Genomic DNA, 9,756 nt, shown 5'->3' with positions numbered 1-9,756 from the left:
TTTCTCGACCACCTCGGCACTGCAGCTGTAAAGGCTGCACCACGGCTCGAGCCAGGCGAATTTGCTGTCGATCTTCAGGTCGGTCATGTCCTGTTTCTCGCCGTTCTTGCTCTTGAACGCTGAAGGGTCCTTCACCCCGGCCAGCACCTGATCACCCAGGCGCTTGAGGGCGCTATTGTTTTCCGGGCGCAGGTCGACGCCGTTGACCTGGGCGAAGCTTGCGATCATCGCCAGCGGCGGCAGGGCGTAGTTGTGGTAGGCCAGTGCGCGTTGCTTGCGCTTGAGCTCGTTGGGCAGGAAACCCTGGGCGTCGATCTGGTTGGCAGCTACGCGGTACTCCTTGATCGACCAGTCGAACAGGTCGCGGCGGTCCGTTGCCACGGCGGTGGCCATCACCGACCAGGCGGCCCAGTACGAGTGGTTGTTGACCTTCTCCAGCGGCAGGTTGCTCCAGTCGCTGACCACCTGTTCACCGAGCCTGGCGAACCAGTTCTCGATCAATTCGGCCTCTTGCTGATGCGCGGCCAGCGGGTGCGAGTTGGAGAACTTCAGGTGCAGCCAGGCCGAGGACAAGCTGCCCAGGGCCCATTTGCGCATGGACTTGCCGGTGTGGTTGAAGTCCGTGCTGGTCAGCGCATCGGCGCGCGCCCAGCTGCTCAGCCAGCCCAGCGTGCAATCGAGCTGCTCGGGGCGGCCGTCACGCATGTACTGCATGACCATCTTGCTCACCCCGCGCTCCAGCGTGGTGATGTGGGCAGTGGCCTTGCGAAAGGCTTTTTCCGAGTCGCGGTTGAGGGTGGAGCGGGCCCCATCGGAGCCCTCGTACTTGCTGCGAAACACCAGTTTGTCGGTGTACGGCGTCGGCACCGCTTCACACTTGAAGTCGTGTTTACCGGTCTTGAATTTCTCCACCCCGGTGTAATAGCCCTGGGGCGGCACCAGCGTGTTGGCGGCCTGCGCGGCCGAGCCGAACAGTGTCATGTCAAGCAGGGCCAGCCCGAGCAGGCTGGGGGCTAACAGGGTACGTGCGGTTTTGCGGAGCGTTTTCATAAGCACCTCATAGCCCAGCACGCGCGGTGTGGCTCGCGGCGCCAGGGAATACGTTGCGTTTGCAAACTTTCGCTTCGACTTTCTGCGGCGCGGTCCCGGCTTCCGGGCCCTGGACTTCGATGGCCATCAGGTTCTGCGACGCCCAGTCCTCGTCGTCGCGCAGTTCAAAGGCGAAGCGCCCGTCGGTGTCGGAGGTCGAGGGTTTCTCGATCTTCAGGTTTTCGTGGCGGCCGTTCATGTACCAGAGGGTCGCCTGCAGGGTTTTCACGGATTTGTCTTCGAACTGGATATCGACCTGATGGCCGCCGTTATGGAGGTTCTTGATCGTCCCGCCACGGCCGTTGACCAGCAGCTCGTTGTTGCCTGGTTTCAGGCTGGTGCTGGCGCTCATCGCCACCGGCTTGCCTTCGCAGCCGTTGTCGAGCAGGGCCATCATCTGCCGGTAAATGGTTTCCTGGTCCAGTCGGTACAGCGGCGAGAATTCCCAGATCATGATCTTCGGCGGTTTTTTCTGGAACTCTTCGCTGCCCAGGTACTGCAGCATCGAGCCTTCCAGGCCGCCGCCGGGGAAGGCGACGTTGAGCACATCGGCGCCGATGTGCTGCTCCAGGAAGCCTGCGAAGTTGTAGTTCTTGCCGCTGTGGCTGGTGCCGACCAGGGTGATTTGCGGGTTGCCGGAATCGCCGAACAGATCGTCGCCGCCGCTTTCGCCCTTGGGCTCGGTGGTGAACTGGTCCATGTACTGCACCGCGTAGCTGGTGCCGCACAGCTGGCCGGCCACGTTGTGCAGAGTGCCGGTCTTGCCCATGCGCCCGGACTTGTGGGTTTCGAATTCACGCTTGGGAATGTCGGCAAAGCCCGGCACCTGCTTGACCTTCTCGGCGACGATTTTGGCGGCGCGCTCGGCGCCGTAAGGCGTCCAGTGCTGGTCACCGCGGAAGTAGAATTCCTGGCCTTTCTGGGCCAGCGGCAGCGCCTCGTTGGTCAGCGGCGACAGGTCCGGCACCCAGTAGCCCATTTTGCTGAAGCGGGCGAGCATGCCTTGATAGTTGCGCAGCGCTTTCTCGTAGTCGAAGGCGGCCTTGTCGGCCGGTTTGAGCATGTTGCGATTGACCAGCCCGCGGGTCGGTTGATAGACCACCACCAGTTCCACGCCCTTGGCCTTGAAGGCGTCGTGCAACTGTTGCAGGCGGCGGTAGCCGGCCGGCGTGGTGTCGAACTCGGTGCGCAGGTCTTCGCGGGTCCGGAACAGCCAGTCGCCTTCGGCCTGCACCAGGGTGGTGAAGTTTTGCTGGTAGCGGGTGGTGTAGCGGCTGGCGTCGTACGCCGCCGGGCACAGCTGGCAGCACGGCTGGGCGTTGAACGACGGGGCCTGGACTTCGCCAGCCTGGGCGCTGCCATGGGCGGCGAAGAGGGCGGCGGCAAGGCCCGAGAGGCCAAGCAGTTTGACAAGATGTGGGTGCATAAAAATACCTTCCTCAGTCGCGCATTTCGGTCTGGCGTTCGACCGGGTCGATCAACACGGCTTTGCCCTGGCGCACCATCAGGTCGAGGATCTCGTCCTGACGTTCGCCCAATACGCCGGAAAAACTGATACCGCCAGATTTGCTCGGCGCCAGCATCGACACCCGGTACAGCTCGACGCTCAGGGGTGAATCGATCGACAGCGGGCCGCTGCCATTGGCCGCCAGTTCACCGCCGACCAGAATCAGCGAGACCTTGGTGTCGAACGGGTCCAGGGCGATGTCGCGGTCGGTCTCGCTCAGGTCCTTGATGTGCCCATAGACACCCACCAGGCCGTTGGCCATGGCGATGTTTTCGTACAGGCGAATGTTCACGCTGTTACGCACGCGGATGCCGTGGCGGCGGTTGCTGATCACCTTGTTGCCCCAGATCAGGTTGTCGCCGCTTTCGTACAGGGTGATGCCGTCGGTGTGGTTCTGGTAGATCTCGTTGTAGGCGATCAGGTTGTTGACGCTGTTACGGTCGATCACCACGCCCGAGAGCTTGTTGTCGTAGCTCTTGTTGTGGATGATCCAGCTGTCGTTGACCTCACGGGAAATAATGATCCCGTGCTTCTTTTTGGTACCGAATACGGTGTTCTCGGCGATGATCAGCCGGTGCGAACGGTCGTGCGGGTCGATGCCGTAGACGATGTTGTCGCGGTAGGTGTTGCCCTTGATCACAAAGTCGCTGGTTTCGTAGCAGTAGAAGCCGTACCACATGTCCGAGAACTCGGAGCCGATGATCCAGCCGGTCGGTTCGCTGCGGTTCATGGCCTTGGTCATGTTCGGCGTGTATTGGGAAATACTCACCCCGTACGACTTACTCTTGGCGTAGCCGAAACTGGCCATCTTGCTGTTGACGATGTACGTCTCGGTGCCGCCCCAGGACAGCAGGAACGGGCGGAATTCTTTCGGGCTGCGGAAGGTCGCCGGGCCATTGTCTTTTTCGCGCCAGCCGGTCACCCGGGTATCGGTGACGAACAGCTTGCCGTCGTTGACGATGAAGGCACCGCTTTCCTGTGACAGGCGCAGTTCCTTGACCTGTTTGTCCAGCTCCAGCACGCCCTTGCGCCCGACCACGATCGGCAACCTGGCGAGGTAGACGCCCGGCTCGGTTTCGGTCAGGTATTGCTTGGGCAGGCTCTTGCTCAAATCCTTGATGTTCACATGGCCGCCATCGATAAAGATCGCCTGGGGAATGCCGTGTTGGCGCGCCACCCATTCAGCCATCTTGTTGTCGCCGCCGATGAACTCTTTCAAGGCGTCTTCCTGCAGCATGCGCCGCACCGAGACCTTGCCCTTCTGGCGACGATCGATCTTGGCCTGCACCGCCTCGGCGGTGTAGCCGCTGAGGTCTGGAAGCTTGGGCTTGTCGATCTGCAACGGTTCGATCGGCGCACTGGTGACGGTGTAGGTCTTGGCCTGTTGCAGTCCCTTGGCAAGCGGTTGTGGCTCCGCGGTGTTGGCCAGCGCCACGCTGCTGGCGAGCAGCAGCGCGGTGGCCAGCAACGTACGGACGCGGCGGGGTTGAACAGTCATTTCACGGCACTCCATGGCGGTCTGCATCAGAAGCGCCAGACCACATCGACAAAGGCGCGGTGCATGTACGAATCCGCTTCCTTGCCGTAGGCGTCGCCGGGCTTGAACACGCCACCGCGCAGGCGCACCAGCGCCGACGGCTCATCGATCGATTGGCTAAGTGCAGCCGGCAGCAGGCCTTGCTTGAAGTACTTGGTGACGACCAGGTCCATTTCCTGACCCAGGTCTTTTTCACCCTGAATCAGCGGACGGTTGACGCCGTTGTCCTCGACCACCGCATTGATGCCGCTGCTGCCGATGTTCTGGTCACCGTCGATACGGCGGAACTTGTGATAGACCAGGCTGGCGTCGTAGTCGTCCTGCAGCTGCCAGGAAGTGAACAGGGTCATGGCCTGAAGGTTGCCCAGCTCGCCACGGAAGGCTTCGCCGAAGCGGTGGATGCGCGAGCGGGTGCCGGTGAAGTTGGAGCGGTTGCTCTCAAGGCCGGTCTGCTCGTAGTTGCCCGAGCCGTCGTCGCCACCGCCGCCGCTGCCATGGGCGTAAGCCGCACCGACTTGCCAGTTCGGGTCCAGCCGCCAGCGCAGGCCAAGGTCGGTTGCCCAGGCATTGACGTCGCCGCTCTGTTGGCCGGTGGCGACTTGCTCACCGTTGACCGTGGAGGTATTGAGCGTGTCGCGGTTGCCGGTCAGCCAGGTGACGCTGCCCCAGTAGTTCAGGGTATTGGTGTTGCGGAAGTTGTAGGCGTCGCTGTTGGCTTCAAGGCCCAGCCAGGTCAGGTCGCCGGTGCGGGTCTTGTCCAGCTCGTCGACTGTCTCGCCGGGGTTGGCCAGCTTGCCGTCGTCTTGGGTGTGGTGGGCGCGCACGCCCACCCAATGCCCCGGTTGCCACTGGGTCGAGACGTCGCCGAACAGGTGCAGGCGATCCTTGTCTTCGGGGGCAAGCTCAGTGAGGTCGGTGCGGTATTCGCTGAAGCGCTCGGCCACGCCCAGGTTGGCGCGCAGCAGGGTGGTGTCGAAGCCCCAGTTCAGCGCTTCGATATGGGTGTCGCGCCACATGCCGTCGTCGTTGCGCAGGCGCTGGCGACCGAGCCGCAGCTGCTCGCCGGGGTACTGGGTCAGGCCGCTGTAGCCGATCCAGAACTCGCGCATGGCCAGGTAGCTTTTGTCCGGCTCGCGGGCGTTGCTGCTGGCCTGGGTTTCGTCGGTGGACTGGCGCAGGGTGTCGGTTTCGATGATGTCGGTGGCGGTGACCGCCTGGCCCATGGCGTAGGCGCTCCAGTTGCCGCGCTCGCCGTAGACCCAGGGACGCAGGTCCAGGCCCAGGCCGTTGACGTCGCCACCCTCGCGGGTGCCCAGGTCACGGTCGTCCTCGGACTGGCCGGTGGCTTTCACCTCCAGGCCGAAGTTCTTTTCGGCGGTCATGGCGGCCAGGGTCGGGCACGACCAGATCAGGGCGCAGCTCAGGCCGATGCCGGCTTTCATCCAGTGGTTGAGTGTCATAGGGAGTCCTCACCGTCTTCTTCTTGCAGGGCGTGAATGGCCAGGGCGCCTTGCCCCTGGCCACGTGCGCCGCGCGCCTGTCGCTCTTGTTGCAGCAGGCGTTCGGCCTGGGTTTTTTGTGGCGGCGACAGCTGTTGGTTGAGTTGCGCGGCCAGCTCCGTCGACTGCGGCGTCGGGTTGGCTTGTGCCAGCTGGCTGAAGACCCAGGCGTTGACCGGGTCCGGGCGGATGCCGTGGCCTTCGCTGAACAGCTGGGCCATGGCGTAGTCGGCGCTGAGCTGGCCACCGCGGGCGGCGGTCAGCAGGTGTTCGACCGCCTTTTGCGGCTCGACCTCGCCCAGGTAGCCACGGCGGTACAGCTGGCCCAGGTAGTAATGGGCGCTGACTTCGCTCTCGGCCGCCTTGGTCAGGTGGCTTTCGGCTTTTTTCGCATCGGCCGGGACCACCTTGCCTTCGTAGTAGAGCCGGCCCAGCAGCAGCTCGGCCCGCGGTTGGGCGGCGGCGCGGCCGTTGTCGATGTACTCCATCAACTTGTCGGTATCGCCCAGTTCCGGGAAGTCGTAGAGCAGTTGCGCCAGGCTGACCCAGGATGCCGGGTTGGCCGGGGCGACCTGTTCGAGCAGGGCCTGGGCGGTTTTCTCGTCGGTCTGGCCCACTGTCGGGTCGGCCAGTACACGGGCAAAGCTGTCGACGCGGGTGGCGGGAATCGCCCCGCGCTGGTAAGCGGACTTGAGCTGGTCGAGCAGGGCGTTCTTTTGATCCGCCTGGCCGCGCTTCTGGTAGACGGTGGCCAGTTCCACGTAGCAGATATCGGTGGTCGCCAGCGCCGCCTTGCAGATGCGCTCGACTTCATTCAGATGCTGGTCGTAGGTGGCCTGGGTGCGATACAGCAGCACTTGAGCCAAGCCGGCTTCGGCGTAGCCTGCGGCGCGCCACTGGTCGATCTGCTGCTGGGCATTCACTTCGGGGAAGCTCTGCGGGTATTGCAGGTAGAGCATGGCCAGCGGGATCAGGGTGTTGGCCTCGCCACTGCTGGAGGCTTTCTTGAGCAGGGTTTCGGCTTCATGGCGTTCGGCGTCGCTGGCGCCAGGCTTGGCGACCAATAGGCGGCCCAGGCGTGCCTGTGCTCGGGGCGAGACGGCGGCGGCAGCGCGGTAGCTCGCCTCGGCTTTCTTGAGCTGCGCCGGATCGCGGGTTTCCACCTGAATGTCGGCCAGGCCCACCTGGGCCTCGCTGTAGCCCAGGCCCGCCAGTTGCTGGTAATTGCGCTCGGCCAGGTCAGTATCGCCGCGCTTGAGCGCTTCATTGGCCAGGCGCTGGTCGGGCAGGCCGGCACAACCGGCCAGGCTTACCGCCAGGGCCAGGCTGCAGATTTTCAAAGCATGATTGGCAATCACTGGCATGTCTCCTTCAGAGCCCGCGGGCTACGGCTTTGTCGATCAGCCAGTTCATGGACGGGCCACGGTCGCTGTTCACCGCCACCGGGCGGCCAGCCAGTTCGCTGGGCAGGGCGGCATCAGGCTTGATCTGCACGCGAATGTCTGAAGACAGGTCGGCGCTGTTGAGGCTGGTGCTGTTGACGATCTCGCCCTGGCGCACGTCGTCTTCGCCGGCGACCTGGAAGTCGACACGGGTGCCCGGCTTGATCTGGTCGAACTGGCGATAGCTGAAGCGCGCTTCGACGGTGGCTTCGCCGTTGCGCGGCAGCAGTTGGAAGATCACTGTGCCTTTGCTGGCGTACTGGCCGTTGTCCACCAATTGGCGCGAGACGATGCACTCGCATGGGCTGGTCAGGGTGCCGCTCATTTGCTTGCCGAACAGCGCTTCGACCTTGCCCGGTTCCAGCTGCTGATCATCCAGATGGCCCTTGAGGACATCGAGCATGCTGGTGCTGAACGAGGCCAGTGGCGCGCCCTTGGCCGCCTGGCCATTGACCTCCACCAGGCTTTGCACGGTGCCGTCGCGCGGCATGGTCACGTTCATGATCGGCACGCTGACCACCCCGGCTTCGGCGTGGCTGACGAAGTACACGCCGTACACCGATTTGGCGATAAAGCCGAACGCCGCCACGCCGACCACGAACACCCCAAGGCTCAGGAAAACCGCTTTCAGGCGGGCGAATGGGGTCATGCCGCCGTTGCCGTCTTTCTGCTTGCGGGCCTTGGTGAAGTTGTCGCGTTGCAGGGTGCTGAGCACGTCGCCCATGGTGACCAGCTCGCCGCTCAGGTGCGAGGTGATCAGGTGGCGCAGGGTGGCGATATCGCGTGGTTCCAGGTTTTGGAACTGGCAGCCGGCGCGACCGTTGGCCGGGTTGAACGAGCGGACCTGGAACTCGATGTCCATCGCCAGGCCCAGGTTGTCGATCATGAATTGCAGGCGCCCGCGGTGCACCTCGCCGACTTTGAGCGGTTGCTTGGCGAGGAAGCAAATACCACCGGCCGAAAGGTCCTCGATCTTCGCTTCCAGGGTTTCCCGATTGGCCCCGATATAGCGCAGCTTGGCGGGGAGACGGACCCTGGCGTGCTGGCGCTGGGCTTCGGACTCATGCACGACATTGACGTTCACGGCGGTATTCATGGCGATTTGTTCCTGTTTATTCCGTTGGGCTGCGGCTCACACGACCGTGAACAACACAGCAATGAAGATGCTGGCCGCCGAGAAGGTCATGGTCCGCGAAGACCAGGTGTTGAACCATTGTTGAAAGCTGGCGAGGTCACGCTTGAGGGCAGTGGGCTGACGCGTCCAGGACTGCTTGTCGAGGCGGAAGAAGACGTAGATCTTCATGATTGCGCCCACGATCTGGTTGTAATAAAGAATCAGCGGATAAGCCGGGCCGATCGAGTGCCCGGAGCACATCAGCATGATGGTCAGGATCAGCCGGGTAATACCGATCCACAGCAGGTAGACCAACAGATAGCCCGGGCCGAACTTGACACTGGCGATCAGCGCGACGGTCAGGCCCAGCAGACTGGTCCACATCGATACGCGCTGGTCGAACAGCACCACGCTGGTGAACAGGCCCAGGCGGCGAATGCCCAGCCCCAGGGCCCGAGAGTTCTGGCGCAGGTTGTTGCCGTACCAGCGGTACATCAGTTTGCGGCTGGCCTTGAGGAAGCTTTTTTCCGGCGGGTGCTCGACCGTATTGATCGCCGCATCCGGCACGTAGAAGGTGTCGTAGCCCAAGCGCATCAGGCTGAACCAACTGGACTTGTCGTCACCGGTGAGGAACTTGAAGCGGCCCAGGCGCCAGTGCTCCAGGGAGTCGCTTTCGACGTCGGCGATGAACTCGGGGTTGGTCACCACCGAGGCGCGGAACACCGACATCCGCCCGGTCATGGTCAGCACGCGCTTGGACAGGGCCATCGAGCACATGTTGATGTGGCGCTGGGCGAAGCGCAGCTTGTGCCATTCGCTCATGATGTAGCCGCCGCGCACTTCGCAGAATTCGTTGGTGGTCAGGCCGCCGACGTTGCCGAACAGCTTGAACCAGGGCACGGTCTTGCGGACCACGCCTTCCTCGAGCACGGTGTCGCCGTCGATGACCGCCACCACAGCGTTTTCGTCCGGTAGGTGGCGCGAGATCGCGCGAAAACCATAAGCCAGGCCGTCACGCTTGCCGGTACCGGCGATGCGGACGAAATCCAGCTTCACATGGGCCGGTGGGTTGAGCCTGGCCCACAGGCTTTTCACCAGCAGCTCATCGGACATTTCCACCAGCGAACAGACCACGGTGGTCGGAAAGCCGCAGGCAGTCGCCTCGCGGATGACCGAGCTGTACACCTGGGCGGTGGTCAGTGCATCGATGCGAAAGCTGGTGACCATCAAAAAGACGTGGGACGGGTCAGCCGCCGCGCCGAGCTTGCGCACTTTGCGCCGCAGGTGCGGGTAGACCACGTAGAGGAACAACATGCCGCGCACAAAGTGCGTGGCGCCCATGGAGTAGCGCCAGATGCCGACGGCGCCCACCAGGAAAATGAAATCCTTCGACTCAGGGTCGAAAATGGAGTTGGGCAAGGCCAACGCGATCAGCATGAGCAAGCTCATGTAGAACAGCCAACCGGCGGCCTGAAGCAGGCCGTGCTTGAGCCTTTGCATGTTCTTAATCCGTATCCAATGGAGTGGGGCAGGGCGGTGCGCGGGGCCAGTGGCCCCGCGCAGGTGCT

7 protein-coding genes are annotated in these 9,756 nt (G+C 63.2%); all 7 read right to left on the bottom strand.

The genetic code is table 11. From position 1 onward, the window contains the following. A partial coding sequence (locus GUY40_RS24695) for a mannuronate-specific alginate lyase (RefSeq protein WP_166571529.1) occupies positions 1-1,050 on the bottom strand: 1,050 nt, incomplete at its 3' end. 7 nt (positions 1,051-1,057) lie between these two features. Further along, positions 1,058-2,515, bottom strand: a complete 1,458-nt coding sequence (locus GUY40_RS24690) for an alginate O-acetyltransferase (protein WP_166571528.1) — start codon at positions 2,513-2,515, stop codon at positions 1,058-1,060. Positions 2,516-2,528: 13 nt separating this feature from the next. Further along, positions 2,529-4,094: a mannuronan 5-epimerase AlgG gene (gene algG, locus GUY40_RS24685; protein ID WP_166571527.1), complete on the bottom strand. Its 1,566-nt coding sequence runs from the start codon at positions 4,092-4,094 to the stop codon at positions 2,529-2,531. A 26-nt stretch (positions 4,095-4,120) separates the two neighbouring features. Beyond that, complete coding sequence (locus GUY40_RS24680) at positions 4,121-5,593, bottom strand: alginate export family protein (RefSeq protein ID WP_166571526.1); 1,473 nt, start codon at positions 5,591-5,593, stop codon at positions 4,121-4,123. Continuing rightward, entirely contained in the window at positions 5,590-6,996 is a 1,407-nt protein-coding gene (gene algK / locus GUY40_RS24675) for an alginate biosynthesis TPR repeat lipoprotein AlgK (protein WP_166571525.1), read from the bottom strand. The genes GUY40_RS24680 and algK overlap by 4 nt, the downstream gene beginning before the upstream one ends. Positions 6,997-7,003: 7 nt before the next feature. Then, positions 7,004-8,170 carry an alginate biosynthesis protein Alg44 gene (locus GUY40_RS24670; RefSeq protein WP_166571524.1) on the bottom strand — a complete coding sequence of 389 codons (1,167 nt, stop codon included), beginning with the start codon at positions 8,168-8,170 and terminating at the stop codon, positions 7,004-7,006. A gap of 36 nt (positions 8,171-8,206) precedes the next feature. Then, positions 8,207-9,688, bottom strand: a complete 1,482-nt coding sequence (alg8, locus tag GUY40_RS24665; RefSeq protein ID WP_166571523.1) for a mannuronan synthase — start codon at positions 9,686-9,688, stop codon at positions 8,207-8,209. Between the last annotated feature and the right edge of the window lie 68 nt (positions 9,689-9,756).

It is taken from the genome of Pseudomonas sp. R5(2019), assembly GCF_009905435.1.
GTDB lineage: Bacteria > Pseudomonadota > Gammaproteobacteria > Pseudomonadales > Pseudomonadaceae > Aquipseudomonas.
Note: the sequence above shows the minus strand (reverse complement) of the source record. Positions and strands in the feature narration are given on the sequence as shown.